Origin of the sequence: Bacillus cereus group sp. N31 (assembly GCF_016483245.1) — a bacterium.
In the GTDB taxonomy this organism is placed as follows: Bacteria; Bacillota; Bacilli; order Bacillales; family Bacillaceae_G; genus Bacillus_A; species Bacillus_A toyonensis.
This window is the reverse complement of the sequence record NZ_JAEHCH010000010.1, coordinates 151,651-174,143: the sequence shown is the minus strand read 5'-3', so window position 1 is coordinate 174,143 and position 22,493 is coordinate 151,651. Positions and strand designations below refer to the sequence as shown.

Here is a 22,493-nt window from a genome sequence, read left to right as displayed (position 1 = left end):
CATCAGCTGTAAATTTAACCATAGAAAAACTGCACCTCCAATTGTTAGACGGTGTCTAACAATTGGGGTGCAGTTCAGTATTGGTTCGTTTTTTTATTATGCACTTTTGCATACAGGATTATTTTCTCTTGTAAATAGGTAATAGTAGTATATAATAAAAATAATATTTTACCAATAAAAGGTAACAAAGAAGGTGGGATAAGTAAATACCCAAAACGTATTAACAGATTTATTCTATGTAAATCATGATACATATATGGAATCAAAACTATGGAATTTTATGTAGAGATTAGATTACTACACGACACAAGATTACTAGCGAATACATTCGAGGAAAAACAGCGTTCGATTAGATTCATGTTATAAAACTACTTAATGTGATATCTATTGAACGAATTGAGAATATACTTAGGAGGAATTTCAAGTGAAAACATTTGGTAAAGTATTATTAACAGGAGCTTTAGCTTTGGGCGGTTTCACGGTTATGAACATTGATACAACTAAAGCACATGCTGACGGAGCAAGCGAGTTCTGTCGTTATATCTGTGGACCTAGCGAAACGGTGAATGGTGTTACAGTTCAAGTACACGCTACGGAATACCGATTTGGGCAAAACGTAATTGCAAGAATTACAAATGACCGAACTGAGGACATTCATTACAATGTCAGCATCGAAAAGAAATATGGAGATAGCTGGGGAGAATATGATACTTTCTTCAATTGGAAAAACCAATGGGTTCCAGCTGGAAGTAATGATGAAATTTCTACTTTCACAGGATATGGCGAAGATATTGGAGATAATGGAACATACCGTTACAAAGTTGAAATTGTAAGCGCTGATGGTTCTGTAGATACAATTTACACAGCAGGAATGACAGTTATAGGAAGAGGAGAATAATCATGAAAAAATAAGCTTTTCGGAGCTTATTTTTTTATATATAAAATTGAATATTAATATTCAGAAATGGATAGGTAGGGAACGAAACAGTCCCTACCTATTTTATAAATTCCACGTATTTACCTAATGGTGCATATGTGTTTATGATCCTACCTCTTCTTTTTCTATCGTTTGCAACATAAGGTTTTTTAAATTATCAACGCTTTCTAAATTGACAATACATTCTTTTATATTTATTTATATACATTTTACAACAATAAAGAACTACATAGATTAACCATGTAGTTCTTTGTAAATATAAGTCCCAAAAATGAATGGGCTAATCTTATTTCTTCCCTAACTTAATTGCCTTTTTTATATTACTAAATGCACCTTTACCATATAATAATACACCACCTCGGTAAACACGGCTCGTTAAACCAATCATCATACATATTGTTGCTAATAGAATCGCTAATGTAAGAGCAATCTCCCATACTGGGATATTGAGGAATCCAATTCGTACGAGCATAACAATAGGAGTAAAGAAAGGTATATAACTAGTAATGGTAACAACCGTGCTGCTTGGATTTGACATTCCATAAAGTGCGATATACAAAGCAGCAATTAACATAAACATCAGTGGCATAACAGCTTGAGAAGATTCCTCTATACGACTAATAATAGAGCCGAGTAGACAAGATAATGAGCCATATAATAAGAATCCTAATGTGAAGAATAGAATCCCATACACCACTAGAGTAGGAGCAACAGAATTTAAATCAATACTATTTAAAATATCATTTTTCGATTCATTAATTGCTATTTTATACCCAACAGTTGCGACCAAGCCCCAAATTATCATTTGTGTAATACCTGCCAATAATGTTGAGAATAGCTTCGCATATAAATGTTTTGTAGGCGAAATACTTGAAACAACTAACTCCATTACACGAGAAGATTTTTCTGTTGCAACATCGGTAGCTAATTGTGCAGCATACAATAATATCATTAAATAATTTAGCATGATAAAGGTATTAATTAAAATTCCTACACCCTCTGTATGTTCTCCATCTTTAACCTTATCTGAAACAGTTTTGGTATGAATTTCTACTGGCGTCGTTAACACCTTTAATTCATCTTGCGATAGATTCAATTGCTGAGCGAAATTAGAAGATTGTATTTGAGATAAAATCGTTTGGACCTTGCTAACATCTTGCTGATTTACATCTGTCTCAGTTATATACGTAGCCTTTAGTTGTTTATTACCCAATTCCTCTACAACAATTGCATATGTATAATCACCATGTTTAACGCCCGATTCTGCTTTTTGTTTATCCATACTATATTTAACATGTAATTTACTATCTACGTTTTTAAACACTTGATGAATAGTTGTATATAATTCTTCTTTTTCTGTAACAATGACAACTTGCTCTTCCTCGTTACCTGCAAAATAGTCATAAATCTTGTCAAAATTCATCATTCCTATAATTAACATAGAAATTATGATTGTAATAGCAATATATGATTTAGCTTTTACCTTAGATTTATAGTTTTGTAAAAAAATCGTCCAGAAACTATTCATGCTGTGCACCTACTTTCTCAATAAAGATGTCATTTAATGTAGGTTCTTCTACTGCGAACTTTTTAACATACCCTAATTTCGTTATCTCTTTAAATAAAACATGCGAAACTTCTTCATATGAAATTTTAAGAGTAACTGCATTCTTACGTTTCTTCATACTTTCTACACCTTTTATTTCTTTCAAATGGTCAAAGTCATGATCGCCAACGATTACAACATTCTTTTTACCAAAGTCACTTTTAATTTTGGCAATGTCTCCTTGAACAACAGGTACTCCTTTGTGCATGATACAAATGTGTTGGCATAATTCTTCCACATGTTCCATACGATGTGAACTAAAAAGAATCGAAGACCCTTGTTTTTGCATATCAAGAACAGCTTCTTTTAACATTTCAACATTTACTGGATCTAAACCACTAAATGGTTCATCTAAAATTAAGAGTTCAGGCTTATGTATAATCGCTGTTATCAGCTGAATTTTTTGCTGATTCCCTTTTGAAAGTTCTCCTACCTTTTTGTTCAGATACTCAGTTATATTAAAACGCTCCAGCCAATAGTGCAGTTCTTTTTCTGCATCTTTACTTTTCATATTCTTTAATTTTGCAAAAAAGTTAACTTGTTCTTTGACAGTCATTTTCGCATAAAGACCACGTTCTTCTGGTAAATACCCAATCTTATCTGTAACATCATAATTTATAGGTTTACCATTCCATGAAATGGTTCCGCTTGATTTCGATAAAAGTCCAAGTATCATTCGAAATGTAGTCGTTTTACCTGCTCCATTCCCGCCCAAGAATCCAAATATTTCACCTTTCGGTATCTCGATATTCAAATTATTCACTGCAACATGCTCGTCAAATTTCTTTGTTAAATCTTTAATTAGTAAACTCATTCTCCACAACCTTAATTCCCAAGATGATTTATTTATACAATTGTATATCCATAGTCAACCACAATATTTTGCCCTCTAATGGCATCACTTTTATCAGACATTAAAAATAAGATGACATTTGTAACATCTGAAATTCCGACAAATCTTCTATATGGTATCTTCTTTAATAACTTATTTCCCTCAAAGGACTTCAAATAGCTTTCGTTATTATCGTTTATAATATAGGACGATGGCACACAATTCACTGTAATATCTCATTTTTTATGCTTCAAAAATGAATCATTACCAACAAATGTTATATTTCGCATTATAAGGTTAGCATAAGATTTAAAATAATTAATATGCAATTTTGCATATTTTAGCACTCCTAATTATTTACATAGTGTTGACCACCTTTATTTAGAGAAGTCCTCACATTCACTGAAAACACGAATTTGTTCATCAATACTTTTTCTTTAATTTTTCATGGGAGAACTGAAATTAATTAGTAACCCTGTTAAACACCTAAATATTATAATTAAACTAACTAATCTTCCTCTAATAAATTGTTGTCTTATTTAACTTCACAATTCAGCAGGCATAGTCACAACATCTTCGTACACTTCCTCATTAAAACTGAAAGAAAACTAATTAAAATCTGGTCCAAAAATTTTACTTTTCTACATTACAGGATCTGCCTAAGAAAACATAGAATACAGTATCTCCCCTGTTACAACTAGCTTTATGTTATATATTTATAAAAATTTTTAGAATGGATATCGTGAGTTCAAACCTCTCCAGGTTCATAAAAAAAGAGACACCATATCACCCTACTACGTGATATGGTGTCTCTTTTTTTATGTAAGTCAATCACTTCCCACCAAACATCTTCTCCAAAGCCTTAGCATTCGCAAACAATACTTCTTTCAAGTTATCGTCAGCAACGACTTTGTAGTCACCATCTTTATTTTTCTTTAAGTTTAGTGTCACTTCACGTGTTGCCATTATTGCATCTTTATCTGATAAGTGTTTAATGATAGCTGATGTCATTGTTTTTTCGATTGCTTTTTCAGATTGCTCTTTATCTTCGCTAAAGGCACTAGCGAAGGCCATTGGCATAACTTCTCCCATTGCTTTCGTTACGGCAACAGATAGATCGGCAGATGTAATTTTCACTTTCACTTCTGCTTTATCATCTGTTTTTGATACTTCTTCTAGTTTTTCAAATTTAAAGTTTTTCGTGATTGCGCTTAGCATTTCTTTTGCTTCAGCATCATCTGTTTTTTCATTTAGTTTATTAAATTCCTTGTCACTTTCAACGAATGTACGAGCCTTCTCTACATCCCCTTTTTGTATTGCTGTTAAAAATTCTTCAGCAGTATCTTTCGGGTTTGCACATCCTGCTAGAACACCAACTGTTAACCCTATTACCATCATTAGTAGCAATAATTTCTTTACCTTTTTCACGTTCATTCTCCTCTTACCTTACCTTTTCTTTTCTAGTAAGCCATCACTATACAACAGTATAAAACTTACATTACAAACATTTTTTAGCATAACATTTATACGATTTATTTTGTATTCTTTCCCAAAAGATAAAGAGCCTTGTAGCATTTCTACAAGACTCTTCATCTTTTAATCCGTATCCGTAGCACAAATTAACCACATTTTATGCTCCTTACTATCTAATACCATCCAAGTAGCATCCCATGCAACATCGTAAAACCAATCTGTCCAAGGGTGGTCACTTTCAAACACTTTAATATCTTCGTATCGATCTTGGAACATATATTGGCATACATTAATCGCTAATTGTTTCGCAGCAACCGGCCGTTCTTGAAATGCTTCATACGCTCCGCCCCACAAAATTTGAGCGGCAATGCTACCATCAAGCATGACTGCCTGATGCTCTTTAAAACGAAACTTATATTTATCTGATGTATGTATTTTTAATTCTTCTAAGTTATTGATTATATCTAAAGAGTTGAAGATTCTTCTGAAAAAGTGCTCGTGTCCATCTTCTCCATGTGGTATTTCTTTGAAAAAGTTTTCGTTATGTACTTTAAAACAGCTTATAACCGCTCCACCATTTAAGTTTTGTTTCTTATATGTATTTATAATTTGTTCAATAGATACATGGTTTGTTTCTATTTTTTCAAACGTTCCTGCTTTCCATCTCATAACGCCACTACTCTCTATTAAAGATTTTTTACTTCATTATAAATATCAAAATAAAACCCAGCAACTTTAAAATTGCTGGGTTATCCCTTATTCATATTCGAAACAATAATAACAATTACGCTAAGTACATCATGCCCCGCTACCATCCACATACTCCTATCAAAAATCATCAATGATAACCAAAGCGATATATTAATAGCAGCAAATAATACATATAAAATGAAATCTCTCTTTTGTAGTGCTTCTCTATTCATCAAAATATAAATGAAACCGATAGGAGGCAGAATAAAGCAAAGAAAAAAGACAAATATTTTTCTTAACGACCACGGATATGAAGCTATTGTCTGCATATGAGTCTCCTTTTCTATTATAGTACTTGCTTTAACATCGGCCTTACTATTCTATATTCATCACCATAAGGTTCCTTTATGATTAAAGGCGATTGATCATCTTTTTTTTCTTCAATCATTGTGAATACTTCTGTTTTTTCTTGTAATGTATTAGATTCACTATTTTTAGTAGGTGCTTTACTTGCTTCAATTTTCTTTTTCACTTCTCCGAGCCTTTGCCCGACTTCTTCTGCTTGAGCAGGTTCATCCGTAACGTAGTATTCTTGGTCCTCCCATACTAATATAGGTGGTACTTGTTCTCGTTTGTTACATATTATATAAGTAATACTAGCTACAAGTAGTAGACTTGTTAATAAAAAGAAGATAGCTTTTTTATTCATATACTATTCTCCTTTTCTATTATTTTATTGGATTATACAATATAGCTTCCATGTAGTAAATGGTTTTTGTGGTAATTTTTAGGTTTTTATACAAAAAGAAAAACCTTACAAAAAGTAAGGTTTCATTTTTAAAATTTATAATGATTGAGTAATTAATACAATCATTACGATGATCGCTATAAACATAACAACTAAACAGCCAATCATTTTATAAAATCCTCGTTTCGTTAACGTCCCGCCTTGAACGTCTTTACGAATGAATAGGAACACCGCTAAAAATAAAACGATCCCCATACCAAAAGCATACATCATTTGCATATGTTAATCTTCCTTTCTCTCTTCCATCTTAATATCTTTTTGCCAAAACAACAAACGAGATAAAGACGGTACTCATTGTGAGTGCCATAAGTATGTTCAGTAGTTCAACTGCAGATAGTGTAATAACGTTTAAGTTTAAGCCGATAGAGAAAAGAAGGTAATATGCTGTTAACGCAAAAAAGCTGAAGAACATGCCTTTATAACGAATTAATTTCATCCGCTCGTCTTTTTCTTTAAATTGTGGATGTAAGTAGCTTAGGCAGAAACACATAATCATCATTGCGAGAACTGTATAAGTTGGAGTCGGTGGTGCTGAATGCGTCATTATACCCGCTAATACCATAGTTCCACTCATAATAAAAAAAATAATTCCCATGATTAAAAAGTACTTTTGTGAATAGTTCATCTTTACTCCTCCCCTTCTTTTCCTTCATAAATAAATACATGTTCTATCGTTGTCTGAAATGTTTTCGCTATTTCAAATGCTAACGGAAGTGATGGATCGTATTTTCCTTTTTCAATTGAAATGATGGTTTGTCTGGAAACGCCAAGTTTCTCAGCCAATTTTTCTTGAGATAGTCCAAATTTTTTTCGGTATTCGACCATTTTATTTTCCAAGGAAATTTCTCCCTCCTCCCTTATACCGAGTATATATGTAAAGCAAACTTTACGTCAAGTTTCCTTTACATATATTTCAGTTTGTTTCACGCTATTTATCCCGCATTAGCAGGCAGTAAGACTCCCACCTCAAAATTCAGTGAATGCGAGGAATTTAGGTGGGAAATAACTGCCCAATTGGTGAAGGCTAATAATCAGTGGTGGATGGACAAACCCTACACTGATTAAAATTTCATTTTATTATAGAAGAAACTTTTTCAATTTCAGCACGTCTATTTTGTAATGCAACATGGAACAATGTATATATCCGTTACTATATCCCTTCTCCATTTTTATAAAAATTTAATATCTCCATATTTGTTTTATCCTTTTAAAATATTTCATTTGCCGCTTTATTGGATGAAATGCGTTATTTGTTTTACGGTATTTTTCGGCATATTAATAGAAACTAACGGTTTATGAAGCATTTTTTATGTTTAGCCACTTTTTTTGTAGAAATCCTTCGTTTTCCTTTCAATATTTAACACTACCGAAATAAAGTTTACTCTAAATTCATAATTTTTTATTTTTTATACTATATTCCGTTATATTGTTGTATAATATCAATGAAAGCGCTTATTATTTCAATATACATAATTCGAACTTTATTTTATCGAAACATTCTAACTATTATACCTATATGTAAATGCAACAATTATAGTTGTTAGTGTAGGTATACCAAATATATCCACTCCATTTTTCTGTAAAATTACTTTATAACATGAAAGATTAACTTGGGTGATAAGTTATTGTGAATGTTTTTTTACAAAACAGATAAGTAATAGTGTTTGGTATTATGTAAATTATTGTAATAACATAAGAGTAAAGACAACATTTACATTAATTATTAGTTTATCAATTATTGAAAAAGAGCAAAATGCACCTTTTGTATAGGAAAAGGATTATATGCATTGGGAGGTTTAAACAAATGACGAGGAAGAATACAACGACAAACCCTTGGGCCAAGTTCCATGGTCCGAACCTTGGTTATGTTATTGAACAGTATGATCTTTACGTAACTGGAGCAGGTTCTGTTGATCCGGAATTACAAGAGCTTTTTGAAATTTTTGGAGCTCCTTCGTTTCAAGATGATGTCGTAACAGGGGACAACACAGCAACACATTTTTCTCCTCAAAACACAGGTAACATTGAAAAAATTCTTAAAGTCGTTCAACTTGTTGAACAGATTCGTTCTTTCGGGCATACGTTGGCTCACATCAACCCGATGGAAGCTGCTGCAAACGGACAATCTCTTCTTGAGAAAGCAATGAACGAATTGAGCGATACTGACTTGAAAGCGATTCCAGCTAAAACAGTATGGCAAGATGCACCAGAGGGTATTCACACTGCACTTGATGTAATTCATAGATTAAAAGACGTTTATACAAAATCTTTAGCTTATGAATTCTCACATATACAAGATAGTGAAGAACGCGCGTGGTTGCATCAAATGGTGGAATCAAATTCATTGCGTCAACCATTATCAAATAAAAAACGAACTGCTCTTTTAAAACGTTTAACAGCTGTTGAAGGTTTCGAGCAATTCTTGCATAAAACATTCGTTGGGCAAAAGCGTTTCTCTATCGAGGGCGTTGATATGCTTGTACCAGTTCTAGATGAAATTGTGCTAGAAGGTGCTAAGGGCGGCGTTGAAGATGTCATGATTGGTATGGCTCACCGCGGTCGTCTAAGCGTACTTGCTCACGTATTAGAAAAACCATATACTCACATGTTTGCTGAATTCAAACATGCAAAAATAGAAGGCGCAGTGGCAAATGCTGGCTGGACTGGCGACGTGAAATACCATTTAGGTAGAGAACAAGTCGTTGGGAATGAAGAAGTTAGCACTCGCGTTACATTAGCAAATAACCCGAGTCACCTTGAGTTCGTTAATCCTGTTGTGGAAGGTTTCGCACGTGCGGCTCAAGAAAATCGTAAAAAGTCTGGTCTTCCAGAACAAGATACTTCTAAATCATTCGTAGTTTTAGTTCATGGTGACGCTGCATTCCCTGGTCAAGGTATTGTATCTGAGACACTAAACTTAAGCAGATTGAACGCGTATCAAACGGGCGGAACAATTCATGTTATCGCAAACAATGCAGTTGGTTTTACGACTGATAGCTATGATTCTCGTTCTACGAAATATTCAAGCGACCTTGCAAAAGGTTTTGATATTCCGATTGTTCACGTGAACGCTGATGATCCAGAAGCTTGTCTTGCTGCTGCTAACCTGGCGATTCAATATCGTACGTTGTTCAAAAAAGACTTCTTAATCGATTTAATTGGTTACCGTCGCTACGGTCATAACGAAATGGATGACCCAGCAGTTACGCAACCACAAGTGTACAAAAAAATTAAAAATCACCCAACTGTAAGAGCAATTTATGCAGATCAATTACAAGCTGCTGGTGTTCTAAATGCAGATGAGGTTGAAACAATTACTCAATTTATACAAGAACAATTAAAATCTGATTATGCACAAGTACCACCAGCTGATACGAGCGATGCAACAATTCACGTTAAAGTACCAGATGTTGTTGCAAAAGGCATTCAGCCAATTGATACTGGTGTTGAACTTGACTCACTTCGTGCAATGAATGAAGGTCTATTATCTTGGCCAGAAGGCTTTAACGTATATCCGAAGGTGAAGAAAATTCTTGAACGCCGTAAAGATGCTCTTGAAGAGAACGGTAAAATTGAATGGGCACTTGCTGAGTCATTAGCATTCGCTTCTATTTTACAAGAAGGTACGCCAATTCGTTTAACTGGTCAAGATTCACAGCGTGGTACATTCGCGCATCGTCACATCGTATTACACGATACTGATACAAATGAAACATATTCACCATTACATCGCTTACCAAACATTAACGCTTCATTCTCTGTTCATAACAGTCCGTTATCAGAAGCTGCTGTTGTTGGTTACGAGTATGGTTATAACGTATTTGCTCCAGAAACTCTTGTTATGTGGGAAGCGCAATATGGTGACTTCTCAAATACTGCGCAAGCATTATTTGATCAATACGTTTCAGCTGGAAGAGCAAAATGGGGTCAAAAATCTGGTTTAGTTCTTCTATTACCACACGGTTATGAAGGTCAAGGACCAGAGCATTCTAGTGCACGTCCAGAGCGTTTCTTACAGTTAGCTGCTGAAAACAACTGGACAGTTGCAAACTTAACGAGCGCAGCACAGTACTTCCATATCTTGCGTCGTCAAGCATCTATTTTAGGAACAGAAGCTGTTCGACCTTTAGTACTTATGACGCCGAAGAGTTTATTACGTCACCCACTTACGCTTTCAACTGCTAGTCAGTTAAGCGAAGGACGTTTCCAACCTGCTTTAGAACAAGAAAACCTTGGCATGAAACCAAATAAAGTTAAACGTCTTGTTTTAAGTACAGGTAAAATGGCGATTGACTTAGCAGCGGAAATCGAGTCTGGTAAACATGAATACAACTTAGATGAAGTTCATGTCGTTCGCATTGAACAGTTGTATCCATTCCCTGCTGAAAAAGTTCAATCTATTATGAAACGCTTTAAAAACTTAGAAGAAATTATTTGGGTTCAAGAAGAACCTCGTAATATGGGTGCATGGCATTACATGGCTCCAATTCTGTTCGAACTAGCTGGAGATACAGTGAAAACAGGTTACATTGGACGCCCAGATCGTTCTAGCCCATCTGGTGGCGATCCGTTCGCTCACAAAGCTGAGCAAGAACTAATTGTGGCGCACGCTTTAGATGTGAAGTATAACTTCCGTCAAGATAAACAAGAAATTGAAGTTTATAGCAACTAAAAGTAACAATGAATTTTTCCCAGCTCGACTTGGGCAGATATTCTGCCCAAGTCGAGCTAACAAATGGAGATTACCGAAGATTAAAGAAGACAAAACACACCGTTAGGCAAATAAGGGGAGGACATTTAAAATGATCGAAATTAAAGTACCTGAGCTTGCAGAATCTATTACAGAAGGAACTATTTCACAATGGCTTATCAACGTAGGTGACAAAGTTGAGAAAGGTGGCAGCGTTGTTGAGCTTGAAACTGATAAAGTCAATGTAGAAATCATTGCAGAAGATTCAGGTATTGTATCAAAGTTACTAGGCGAGCCTGGGGATACAGTTGAAGTTGGCGCAACTATCGCAATTTTAGATGCAAATGGCGCACCAGTGGCAGTAAGCACACCTGCACCAGTGGCTGAGCAACCAAAACAAGAAACAGCTGAAGCACCGAAAGCTGCTGCTCCAACTGCTGAACAAGCTACGGCTCTACAAGGTTTACCAAATACGAACCGTCCTATCGCATCACCAGCTGCTAGAAAAATGGCTCGTGAATTAGGAATCGACTTAAACGACGTACGTAGCACAGATCCACTTGGACGTGTGAGACCACATGATGTACAAGCTCATGCTGCTGCACCAAAAGAAGCACCAGCTGCTCCAAAAAGTCCAGCTCCTGCTCCAGTTGCAAAAACGGAATTTGAAAAACCAGTTGAGCGTGTGAAAATGTCCCGCCGCCGTCAAACAATTGCAAAACGTCTTGTAGAAGTACAACAAACATCTGCAATGTTAACAACATTTAACGAAGTTGATATGAGTGCAATCATGGAATTACGTAAAGAGCGTAAAGATGCTTTCGAGAAAAAACATGATGTACGTCTTGGCTTTATGTCATTCTTCACAAAAGCAGTTGTTGCAGCATTAAAACAATTCCCATTATTAAATGCTGAAATTCAAGGCGACGAGCTTATCATTAAAAAATTCTATGATATCGGTATTGCAGTAGCAGCTCCAGATGGATTAGTTGTTCCAGTTGTACGCGATGCTAACCAATTAAACTTCGCTGAAATCGAAAGCGAAATTCGTAATTTAGGTATGAAAGCACGTGATAATAAACTTTCATTAAAAGAGCTACAAGGTGGTACATTTACAATTACAAACGGTGGTGTATTCGGTTCTCTAATGTCAACACCAATCCTAAACAGCCCACAAGTAGGTATTTTAGGAATGCACAAAATCCAAGTAAGACCAGTTGCAATTGATGCAGAACGTATGGAAAACCGTCCAATGATGTACCTTGCACTATCTTACGATCACCGTATTGTTGATGGTAAAGAAGCAGTTAGCTTCCTTGTTGCTGTTAAAGATATGCTTGAAGATCCAAAATCATTATTATTAGAAGGTTGATAGACTAATAGTCTATTAGAGGCTGTAGAATAAATCATTCTACAGCCTTTTTTTATTGCGTTCATACGGGACAAATTTCATGACATAAGCTAATAATGTATGCTTAAAACGTAAGGAGGATTAAAATGAATAACCTTCCAGCTCATGCAAAGCTTAAAGCAAATAAGGATACTTTCTTCCTCCCCGACTCAAACGGGGGTGTCTATTTTCGAAATAACGCCAGTTCATTCCGCATGGACGGTGATGGAATTTATAACTGGATTGAAAAATTAATGCCTATGTTTAATGGTGATCATTCTTTAGCAGAAATAACCGATGGTCTCCCTCTCCCCTATCAACATCGTGTATTTGAAATTGGAGAGATTTTATATGAAAATGGTTTTGTTCGTGATGTAAGTCAAGATGCACCTCATGAATTAAACAGTGCATTACTCGATAGGTATGCTTCGCAAATTGAATTTCTAGAAGCTGATTCTCATTCAGGTGCTTTAAAATTTGAGACGTACCGCGCAACAAATGTCCTTATACTTGGTTCTGGGGATATGCTTACTTCCTTAGTTTCTTCTTTACTAGAATCCGGATTACCCACATTTCATTACCTTGTCACAGATTATATGGAAACAAATTACGACCGAATTCATGAACTAGTAGAACGTGCATATGAAGTTGATGACAATGTACTTGTTCAAGAAATAGATACTACAATTGACCGCCCCTTGCATGAAGTGTTCGAACCCTTTGACTGGATTTTATACGTTTCTCAAAATGGAGACATTGAAGGCTTAAGAACAGTTCACACGATTTGCAAGGAAGTAGGAAAGAACTTCATACCCGCCATTTGTTTATCAACATTCGGTTTGGCTGGTCCTGTCGTAACAGCTGATCGTGAAGAATGCTGGGAATCAGCTTGGCATCGGCTACATGAAACTACTTTGCAAAATGAAAATGCATCAGCTCCTTTTTCACCAATTACTGGCGCAATGTTAGCAAATATAATTGTTTTTGAATTATTTAAACACGTCGCTGATGATTCATATCGAGAAAAAGAGCCACAATTCTTTTTATTAAACTGTGAAACACTCGAAGGGACATGGCATCCTTTTATAAAACATCCTCTCGCAACTGATGAAAGTTTTACAATTGATACAATAGAAAATCTTACCGAAAAACTTGCGCAGCGGTCCAACCAACATACTTCAACTGAATTGTTCCGTTTTTTCGACTCATTAACTTCTAAAGAAGCTGGTATATTCCATGTGTGGGATGAACAAAATTCATATCAACTACCGCTATCACAATGCAATATTCAAGTAGCTACACCACTATCCGATGGTCCCGCTTCCCTCCTGCCTCTTATGACTTGCGCTGGTTTGACTCATAATGAAGCTCGCCGTGAAGCTGGTTTAACAGGAATTGAAACATATGTAGCTGAAATCATTCATCGCCTTATTCCTGAACATAACGATATCGGTATTGGTGCTGGGGAAACGATGACAGAAGGTGTATACCGGGCACTACAACAACATTTAAACAATAAACTATATGAGCGGCAATCACATATGCTAGAAGAAATTACAACGATCGACCTAGCTGAAATTCATGATACACATTGTAAGTTTTATTACGATGCTCTCTCTACAATTCATGAAGCACCTAAAATAGCAATGAGTGAAGAGATCCTTAGTTTTCCAGTCGTTTGGGTCGGTGTAAATGATAGATGGTATGGCGCATCCAGTATTAATATGACGTTAGCGTTACGTAACGCACTACAACTATCTCTTCTTCACATTCAAAATGAAGAAACTCCATACAGAGCTACTGTTTTGTCTGAATCATCTATTATTTTATATGACACTGATTCTTTTCGAATAGAAATACAAGCGGACGAAGAGATTCCAGATGTGCAATCTTTACAGCTTGCCTTGCAGCATTTAGGAGAACATAATTTTTATCCATTCGTGTTTGATTTAGCGATTGAATCATTTTTGAAAGAAAATTTAGATGGAGTGTACGGGGTATTAATTGCAAAGGAGGACGGTCTATGACTCAACATATATTGCTTATAGGAGATGGCCTACTTGCAGACTATGTACATGATCAATTACGCAAACAATATTCCATCATTCGCCAGCATACAATTACAGATGAACTCCCTGAAAATATCAACCTCGCTCTCGTATTACATGACGGCTCTCCTTCTACTATTCATCATGATGCTGAGCTTGTTTTTCGTTCCAATCATATTCCGTGGCTACGTGCGTTTACTTCATTTGGTGAAGGTGTTATCGGACCTTATATTCATCCTCTTGCAACGGGATGCACCCATTGTGCCGATGGACGACGCTTTATCGCCGGATTTGATCAACAAGAAATGTGGGAATTACAGCGGAAATATGCATTGAAATCAGAGCACGTAACGAGGCGTGATGTACGCGCCACCCAAAATGGCATTCTGCAAATGTGCCAGCTCATTCATGCTGAAACGGAGAAAATATTAGCTCACGGACATTCTTCTTTAGAAAATGAACTCATTTTACTAAACTTACAAACACTGCAATGTACGCGGCATTCTTTTCTTCCAGATCCTCTCTGTCCTATATGTAGTAATTTACCTGCTGATACTGCGGATGCGGCACAGATTTCTTTACAACCGAGCTTAAAAACAAGTGCTGAAACGTATCGCTGTCGTTCTATTCATGAACTAAATACATTTTTAACGAGAGACTATTTAGATTACCGGGTTGGTATGTTGAATGGAAAAATGCAGCATTCTTTATTACCATTCGCTGACGTCATTATAAACATGCCGTTAATGTTTGGGAATGAAGGTGTTGCAGGTCGAACCCATTCATTTGCACTGAGTGAAGCAACTGCTATTTTAGAAGGTTTAGAACGATATTGTGGTATGTCACCTCGAGGAAAAAAGACAAATGTGCATGGTAGTTTTCATGATTTAGAGGATCATGCACTGAATCCCCTCACACTCGGTGTACATGCAAATGAACATTATAATCGTGATAGTTTTCCGTTTAAGCCGTTTGATCCTGACTATGAACAAAACTGGGTATGGGGCTATTCTTTATCACAAAACAAGCCACTTTTAGTTCCAGAATCAATCGCTTATTATAGCCTCGGTCATCGGGATGCTTTCGTATATGAAACATCCAATGGTTGTGCAATTGGTGGTAGTTTAGAAGAAGCAATTTTTCACGGCATTTTAGAAATTGTAGAGCGTGATGCCTTCTTGCTCACTTGGTATGCTGAATTACCTCTGTCCCGCCTTGATCTTAGCTCAGCAAACGATACGGAATTACAATTAATGATTCAGCGGTTACGCACGATTACCGGGTATGAATTACACGTTTTTAACGCGACGATGGAACACGGCATCCCGAGTTTATGGGTAATTGCGAAAAATACGCGTGCAAATGGAATGAACGTTGTTTGTGCAGGGGGCTCTCATTTAGATCCTATTCGAGCTATAAAAAGTGCAATTCACGAAATAGCAGGCATGTTACTAATAGCAGATGATGAGCTCGAGCAAAAAAGAGAGTACTACGAAAAATGCTTACAAGATCCTTATCTCGTTAATAAAATGGAAGACCATAGTATGCTGTACGGATTAAAAGAAACGGAAGAACGTCTTCATTTCCTTTTACGTGACGATGCTCCGGTGCAATCGTTCCAAGAAATGAATGCATTACAATCGTTTGATATGGATTTGACATCTGATCTTCATCAACTTTTAAATCGTTTGCATCAATCTGGGCTCGAAGTAATCGTTGTAGATCAAACCGTCCCCCTTATAGAGCAGAACGGATTACATTGTGTAAAAGTCATGATCCCAGGCATGCTACCGATGACGTTCGGTCACCATCTCACTCGTGTTACCGGACTGGATAGAGTGTACACTGTACCGATGACACTTGGATATAGGGCTGAGCCTTTAACAAACGAACAATTAAATCCACATCCTCATCCATTTCCATAGTAAAGGGGGGATTTCATGCAGCTAGATACTTTTTTACATCATCTCCATTTCACTATTGATGAAATTATGCCGAATCATGAGGTGAACTGGGAAGACGCACCGCTTCCTTATAAGTTATATCGAAATGTACCTGTCATCCCTCTCTCTTCAGAAATCCCAATATCTTTGCCGAACTCTTCTACTACACCTACTTTGGATGAGATTGGTGCTTACCTTTTGTATTCATTTGGTATAACCCAATTATGTCAGCTCAATAGCGAAAGAAATTTATTCCGGAGGTCTATCCCTTCAGGTGGTGCTTTATACCCGAATGAATTGTATATATATTTAAAATTGGATCATTATCCAGACGGCATTTACCATTATGACGTTGCGCATCACCGACTTATCTTACTTCGCGAAGGAAATTTCGATTCTTATCTTACAGACGCACTCGGCAATCGCTGTAACATACAGTCTTGCTTTGGTGCTGCATTTGTATCCACTATGTTTTGGAAAAACTTTTTTAAATACAATAACTTTTCGTATCGTCTGCAAGGATTAGATAGCGGCGTTCTCATCGGTCAATTACTCGAATGTGCGAAACAATTCGGTTACACAAATGGCATATACTTTCAATTTCTAGACCGTGCAATCAATCATTTACTCGGACTGACCGAAGGAGAAGAAAGTGTGTATGCTGTTATTCCTTTAAGTACAGAACCGAATATAGATTGGTTCCACGATGATTATCGTAAAAATAAAACCGTTACTTCTCATGACTTATTGCAGCAAATTCCACCTTTAGCACATGAGCATTTCGTTCGTTCCAAACATGTGGAAGGATATCCGATGATAACAAAAATAAATGAAGCATCTATGATTGAATCGACAGAACACTTCCAAACACTAGCTCATGAAGAGTACTATCAACATCATGCGCACACTGTACAGCTACCGAAAGTAGAGCGTTTATCGTATGATTTCTTACAACTTTGTAAAGAACGGTACTCCCCTAACGATGACTTTACTTTAACGAAATGGGATGCAGCTGAGCTCGCTACTTTACTACAAGAAGCGAGTCTCTCCTTCCCCTATTACAACGACCTTGATGGCAAGTATATAAATGAAAATGCACGCGTCTCCTTATATGGATGTTTTTATAACGTAAAAACTATTGAAAACGGAGCTTATGCTTATAACAGTAAAACACATTCCATACACCCAATTCGGTATGGAGACCTTCGTTACCCCCTTCAGTCTAGTATGACGATGGATAACGTAAACCTTTTTCAAGTACCACTTTGCTTACATGTAGTTGGAAAGAAAGATTACTACACACGTGCATTAGGCTATAGAGGATATCGCATTCACCAAATGGAAGCTGGTATACTCGTTCATAAACTCGTTTTCGCTGCGACTGCTATGGGGATGGGTGGTCATCCGTTACTAAGTTTTGATACAAATTCTTGTGATCAATTGTACGGGATTGATGGTGGAAATGAAACATCACTTATTCAAATTCCTGTTGGGGCGTATCGAGCGCGGAATTGGTTAAAAGGGTCTTTGCATAATTAAAAGCACGCCGTCCACCGGCGTGCTTTTTACTAGATTACTTTAAAGATACTCTTAATTTGTCTTGCAAATAACCAATTTTTCGTACCATAGTTATCATTTAAACTATCTAAATTGATAGATTTCCCATTAGAAAACTGTAACTCTAACGTTGTATTTCTATCATTTGTTTTTAAGTTACTATTTGTAATATCACTATACTTTAATTTTTCAACTTCAATATATTCTTCTTTCTCTTCACCGATAACGACATGGTCTTGGAAGAAGAACAATACTTCTACTTTCTTACCGAAGCAAAATACATTTTTCGTATAAATTAATGTCGCATTATCAAGTCCGACACATACTTCTTTCATCTCTTCAACAACGTGTCCAAAATCTTCTTCCTGTCTTGCGTTTGATTCCGCAATCCATTCCTCGATTGTTTTCATGTTAATTGCCATACTGCGCCCCCTGGTTCGTTCATTGCTTTGTTAAAAAACAAATACTATATGACAATATAAGCGATACGTACTTTGTTTTCAAGGGTGAACCTTATATTCAAAATAAAGTGAAACTTTAATCAGTAGGAGGGCTGTTCATCCCCCACTGATTATCAGCCCTCACCAATCGGGCGTTTACGAGCAACCCGACTCCCACAAATAGCGGGATAAAGCTAAATTTCAAAGTAATATACGAGGAACACTTATTTCATTATATTTTAAACGTTTGAACGAGGCATTCTTCATCATCAATTATTTGTTTTCGTTCATCAAATTCAATGTTTAACTCTCTATATACTTTCTTCCAAAACGAAACTGCCGGTACATTTTTTAGAAGTTCGATAACGAAATACTGTCCTCGTTTCTCTTCTAGTAAATTTTCAATAACTTGTTTACCGATTCCTTTTCCCCTATATTGATTCAATATGAAAATGTCATTCATACAAAAATCGTTTTCTTTCTTCAAAAATGGACGTTCTAATAGTAATAAAAATCCTACAATACTATGATCAACCTTTATAAAATACGGAGTGATTCCGTCATTTTTCCAAAACATGTGCAAATCTTCGTATTCAAAAAACCCATCCGCTCCGATAGTTATATTCATAGTGAACTTAGAAAGGTCGTGAAGGTATAATGCGTACAAATTACGTAATATTTCTTTTTCTGATTCTTGAATTCTTTGAAGTGCTACAACCATTTTTAAAAATCCCCTTTTCTATATGTAACTATTTCCCCCTCTTTATTATTCAATAAAAAAGATTACTTCCCTTTACAAAAAAAGTAGCACTTTAAAAGTGCTACTCCGCTCTCCTTGCTGCTTGCTGAATTGGATCCCAAACGCTGTTATATGGTGGTGCGTAACTTAAGTCGACGTCTTCTAAATCGTGAATGCTCATTTTATTGAAAAGCGCCATTGCAATCACATCAATACGCTTATCTACACCTTCTTCCCCAATTACTTGTCCACCCAACAATTGCTTCGTATCGGAGCGATATAGCAATTTTAAGTAAAGTGGTTTCGCATTTGGATAATAGCCCGCCATATTTGTTGAATCTACTTTAACTGTTTTATACGGGATATTGAGCCCTTTCGCTTCTTTTTCATTTAAGCCTGTTCTCGCGAGTGTCAAATCCATAAATTTAATAATGCCTGTACCTAACGTACCTTTAAATGATCTTCGTTTATCAACCATATTGAGTCCAGCAAGTCGTCCTTGTTTATTGGCAGTCGTTCCAATTGGAATATGATCATGAATTTCTTTTATAACGTGATAATGTGTCGCGCAATCACCAGCAGCATATACGTCTTGCACATTCGTTTGCATATATGCATTTACTTCAATTGCCCCTTTATGATTTGTACGTATATTGGTTCCTTCAAGAAAATCAGTATTTGGCTTTACTCCGACAGATACTAAAACAAGATCTGCTTTATACGTACCTTTATCCGTTTCAATCTCCTCTACTCGCTCTTTTCCTCTAAACGCTTTTACATTTTCATTCGTTACAATTTCAATATGATGTTTATCCGCTTCTTTATGTATATATTCCGCCATATCTGCATCATAAATCGTACCGATATGATCATTTCGCTCAATCATCCTCACTTTTTTACCGAGTTCAACGAATGTTTCTGCCATCTCCAGTCCAATCGCACCGCCGCCAATAATTGTTACGTCTTCAACTTTGTTCGTTTCTAACGTTTTTAATATACGCTCAGCATCTGGAATTGTTTTTAAAAGATGAATGCCTTGTAACTCTCGTCCTTCCCATTCTGGCATAACAGGACGCACTCCCGTCGCAATTAATAAACGGTCATACGTAAATTCAAAAACATCTTTCGTCTCCGTATGCTTTGCGTACACAATTTTCTTTTCCGTATCTACTTTCGCTACTTCATGTCGCACTTTCGCATCAATTCCGTACTTATCACGAAACGTCTTCACGTTACGCGCAATTAATTTTTCCGTCGAAGCAATAGCACCACTAATAACATACGGTAATCCGCACTGAGCGTATGAATAGATTTCACCTTTTTCTAACGTCACAACGTTTGCAGTTTCATCGTTTCTTACAATTTGCATAGCTGCACTCATCCCAGCTGCATCTCCGCCAATAATGACATAGTTCACTTTACCACTCCTTCTTTTTTACCTACTCTTTACAATTTCCATATTTTATAGAAATAACACCTATTCCCATTGTAAAGAAATAATATTTCATCTACAAATTTAGTGCACAAACCTATGCCTGAATAGGTAACTGTCGTGTCTTATAACCAACATGGTTAATATGCTATAACAGTAACTATTGAAAGTAGGTGAAACATACATGTGCCCTGGCCTTCTCGCTCAAACTCCAGATGAACCGCAAGAACCGAAAGCCGCCACGCCACTTGACCAAGAATTTTCCATTAACGCAACCATATACAGCGCTCGTGCTTGGTTATCTGACAACGATACCTACGCACAAGATATTTGGAAAGGCACTCGCTTCGCTTCAGCATCACATGCTGGTAAATCCATATTTCCAAGTGGTACTATTAAAGTTATTAACTTATCTGCAGATACAATAACGGTTACTACATCAGGAGATTCAGATCATAATCTCAAAACAGTCGTAGCACCCTATTCTGAAGTAGCTTTATCACCTAGTTCTTTATCCGCCGTACAGGCTAGTACATCAGGAAAAGCAAGTAAAGTCACATTTCTCTTTCACATCTTTTTCTCAAGAGATCCTGGTCCAGCTAAATAATCATAGAAAAGGTACAGTAATACACACTGTACCTTTTTCACGAACGCTATTCTCTTGATTTAATCAATTCAACATTATAAGCTTCAATATCCGTTAGCTTTCCTGTAAAATACGGATTTTCTCTGTACCAAGACTGTTTTGAAAAATACGCTTGCATATCTTTCGTTTGAAATATATTTCCATGTCTTGCGTATATTTCGTTTCTAGCAATTTTCAACTGTTCTTTCGTTACATACGTTAAATCTGCATTCGTTAATTTTCGAATATCACTATCAGGGAAGATAAAACCATTATATACATACCCAGTCGTAGGTGGCGGAGTAACATTGTAAACGACTGTTTTTTCTACGCTTTTCTTTTCGAATGGAAGGTTATAAGCCGAAAGTGCTGTTACCGTTTCTACTTTTGTCGTTTCCCTTCCGCTGTCTCCATTGCGTTCTAAATAAATCGTCGCACTTCCATCAGTTGCTACGGGACCCCACGTAATTTCTTCTCCGGTCAATGCGGTAACTGGCTTTTGATTCACATATAATGTCGCACCAGGCGCGTTCGTTTGAACTGTAATATATTGCCCTTGCAACGTTAAATCTATCGTTACATTATTTTGACTTTGTTTCATAAGTACAACTTTTTCCTCGCGTGATAGTTTTACATAGTCATTTTTATATTCCACTTGAAACACTTGAGCTCCTGGAAGAAACGGTCCATATTGCTTCTGAAAATTTTTGTCTTCTGTCTTATCGATTTCTTTTCCGTTCATTTTTAAAGATGCACCTTTTTCATTTGAAAGCAAAGTCGCATAATACGTCCTTGCCTTCAATTTATACCGATCAAATATAAAGTAATGTTTCCCGTCTTTCGTTAAAGAAAAATCCGCTCTTTCAATTCCGTCCCCTTGCTTTTCACCTTGCTTTAAATATTGTTTCAATTCATTCACGTAAGACGGATTTTCTTTTATATATGAAAATAGAGGCTTGAAACTCTCTCTCGTTACAATAACCGATGGGTCATCTGTCGTAATAATCTCAGCTAATTTTTCTCCGTCTCTCTCTTGTAAAATCGTAATCATCCGGTCTACTTGTGCCACCTGCGCATAATACGATGATCCATACAAATACAATCCAACAATCGCTATAACAAGTAGTGCTAAAAGTGTAATGCCAATTTTTGTACCGCTCCCCATTTTCTTCTTCACCACTGGAATTTCTCTCTTTGTACCGCAGTTTTGACAAAATTGCACACCATCTACAAACTGCGTTCCACACTTTGTACATACATTCATCCGTTCAACCACCTTTGCA

21 protein-coding genes are annotated in these 22,493 nt (G+C 36.3%); 7 read left to right on the top strand and 14 right to left on the bottom strand.

Features of this window, described 5'->3' with window-relative positions:
- Positions 1–424 precede the first annotated feature (424 nt).
- Positions 425–898 carry a hypothetical protein gene (locus JDS81_RS15010; RefSeq protein WP_000846643.1) on the top strand — a complete coding sequence of 158 codons (474 nt, stop codon included), beginning with the start codon at positions 425–427 and terminating at the stop codon, positions 896–898.
- 325 nt (positions 899–1,223) lie between these two features.
- Here the strand turns inward: JDS81_RS15010 and JDS81_RS15005 are convergent, their stop codons facing one another.
- From JDS81_RS15005 to JDS81_RS14960, 10 genes are all read right to left on the bottom strand, one after another.
- Positions 1,224–2,465, bottom strand: coding sequence for an ABC transporter permease (locus JDS81_RS15005; RefSeq protein ID WP_001084158.1), 1,242 nt, complete (start codon positions 2,463–2,465; stop codon positions 1,224–1,226).
- Positions 2,458–3,357, bottom strand: a complete 900-nt coding sequence (locus JDS81_RS15000) for an ABC transporter ATP-binding protein (RefSeq protein WP_000054717.1) — start codon at positions 3,355–3,357, stop codon at positions 2,458–2,460. Before JDS81_RS15000 ends, JDS81_RS15005 begins: the two co-directional genes overlap by 8 nt.
- Before the next feature lie 32 nt (positions 3,358–3,389).
- Positions 3,390–3,602, bottom strand: a complete 213-nt coding sequence (locus JDS81_RS14995) for an SDR family oxidoreductase (protein ID WP_255258382.1) — start codon at positions 3,600–3,602, stop codon at positions 3,390–3,392.
- 604 nt (positions 3,603–4,206) lie between these two features.
- Positions 4,207–4,803: a DUF4878 domain-containing protein gene (locus tag JDS81_RS14990; RefSeq protein WP_142316308.1), complete on the bottom strand. Its 597-nt coding sequence runs from the start codon at positions 4,801–4,803 to the stop codon at positions 4,207–4,209.
- A gap of 168 nt (positions 4,804–4,971) precedes the next feature.
- Positions 4,972–5,517, bottom strand: coding sequence for a hypothetical protein (locus tag JDS81_RS14985; protein ID WP_097953245.1), 546 nt, complete (start codon positions 5,515–5,517; stop codon positions 4,972–4,974).
- An 80-nt stretch (positions 5,518–5,597) separates the two neighbouring features.
- Positions 5,598–5,867 (bottom strand): hypothetical protein, encoded by a 270-nt coding sequence (locus JDS81_RS14980; protein ID WP_001193096.1) that lies wholly within the window; start codon positions 5,865–5,867, stop codon positions 5,598–5,600.
- A gap of 17 nt (positions 5,868–5,884) precedes the next feature.
- Positions 5,885–6,247: a hypothetical protein gene (locus JDS81_RS14975; RefSeq protein ID WP_097953244.1), complete on the bottom strand. Its 363-nt coding sequence runs from the start codon at positions 6,245–6,247 to the stop codon at positions 5,885–5,887.
- Between the two features lie 135 nt (positions 6,248–6,382).
- Complete coding sequence (locus JDS81_RS14970; protein ID WP_001178305.1) at positions 6,383–6,565, bottom strand: DUF3976 domain-containing protein; 183 nt, start codon at positions 6,563–6,565, stop codon at positions 6,383–6,385.
- 28 nt (positions 6,566–6,593) lie between these two features.
- Positions 6,594–6,971 carry a permease gene (locus tag JDS81_RS14965; RefSeq protein ID WP_097953243.1) on the bottom strand — a complete coding sequence of 126 codons (378 nt, stop codon included), beginning with the start codon at positions 6,969–6,971 and terminating at the stop codon, positions 6,594–6,596.
- 2 nt (positions 6,972–6,973) lie between these two features.
- Complete coding sequence (locus tag JDS81_RS14960) at positions 6,974–7,183, bottom strand: helix-turn-helix transcriptional regulator (RefSeq protein ID WP_000428510.1); 210 nt, start codon at positions 7,181–7,183, stop codon at positions 6,974–6,976.
- A gap of 967 nt (positions 7,184–8,150) precedes the next feature.
- Here JDS81_RS14960 and odhA point away from each other — a divergent pair.
- From odhA to JDS81_RS14935, 5 genes are all read left to right on the top strand, one after another.
- Positions 8,151–11,018, top strand: coding sequence for a 2-oxoglutarate dehydrogenase E1 component (gene odhA, locus JDS81_RS14955; protein WP_097953242.1), 2,868 nt, complete (start codon positions 8,151–8,153; stop codon positions 11,016–11,018).
- 130 nt (positions 11,019–11,148) lie between these two features.
- Positions 11,149–12,408 carry a 2-oxoglutarate dehydrogenase complex dihydrolipoyllysine-residue succinyltransferase gene (odhB, locus tag JDS81_RS14950; RefSeq protein WP_000569924.1) on the top strand — a complete coding sequence of 420 codons (1,260 nt, stop codon included), beginning with the start codon at positions 11,149–11,151 and terminating at the stop codon, positions 12,406–12,408.
- A 125-nt stretch (positions 12,409–12,533) separates the two neighbouring features.
- Positions 12,534–14,453 carry a putative thiazole-containing bacteriocin maturation protein gene (locus JDS81_RS14945; RefSeq protein WP_097953241.1) on the top strand — a complete coding sequence of 640 codons (1,920 nt, stop codon included), beginning with the start codon at positions 12,534–12,536 and terminating at the stop codon, positions 14,451–14,453.
- Positions 14,450–16,399, top strand: coding sequence for a TOMM precursor leader peptide-binding protein (locus JDS81_RS14940; protein WP_070172880.1), 1,950 nt, complete (start codon positions 14,450–14,452; stop codon positions 16,397–16,399). Before JDS81_RS14945 ends, JDS81_RS14940 begins: the two co-directional genes overlap by 4 nt.
- 15 nt (positions 16,400–16,414) lie before the next feature.
- On the top strand, positions 16,415–17,956 hold the full coding sequence (locus JDS81_RS14935) for a SagB family peptide dehydrogenase (protein WP_097953240.1): 1,542 nt from the start codon (positions 16,415–16,417) through the stop codon (positions 17,954–17,956).
- A 29-nt stretch (positions 17,957–17,985) separates the two neighbouring features.
- Here the strand turns inward: JDS81_RS14935 and JDS81_RS14930 are convergent, their stop codons facing one another.
- The 3 genes from JDS81_RS14930 to JDS81_RS14920 form a co-directional block, all read right to left on the bottom strand.
- Entirely contained in the window at positions 17,986–18,396 is a 411-nt protein-coding gene (locus JDS81_RS14930; RefSeq protein ID WP_000996794.1) for a DUF3908 family protein, read from the bottom strand.
- Positions 18,397–18,646: 250 nt separating this feature from the next.
- The gene (locus tag JDS81_RS14925; RefSeq protein WP_097953239.1) at positions 18,647–19,135 is read right to left on the bottom strand and encodes a GNAT family N-acetyltransferase; all 489 of its coding nucleotides are present in this window, start codon (positions 19,133–19,135) and stop codon (positions 18,647–18,649) included.
- 100 nt (positions 19,136–19,235) lie between these two features.
- Complete coding sequence (locus JDS81_RS14920; protein WP_097953238.1) at positions 19,236–20,570, bottom strand: FAD-dependent oxidoreductase; 1,335 nt, start codon at positions 20,568–20,570, stop codon at positions 19,236–19,238.
- 199 nt (positions 20,571–20,769) lie between these two features.
- Here JDS81_RS14920 and JDS81_RS14915 point away from each other — a divergent pair, with 199 nt between their 5' ends.
- Positions 20,770–21,192, top strand: a complete 423-nt coding sequence (locus JDS81_RS14915) for a hypothetical protein (RefSeq protein WP_000336278.1) — start codon at positions 20,770–20,772, stop codon at positions 21,190–21,192.
- Between the two features lie 46 nt (positions 21,193–21,238).
- Here the strand turns inward: JDS81_RS14915 and JDS81_RS14910 are convergent, their stop codons facing one another.
- On the bottom strand, positions 21,239–22,474 hold the full coding sequence (locus JDS81_RS14910) for a TcaA 3rd/4th domain-containing protein (protein ID WP_097953237.1): 1,236 nt from the start codon (positions 22,472–22,474) through the stop codon (positions 21,239–21,241).
- Between the last annotated feature and the right edge of the window lie 19 nt (positions 22,475–22,493).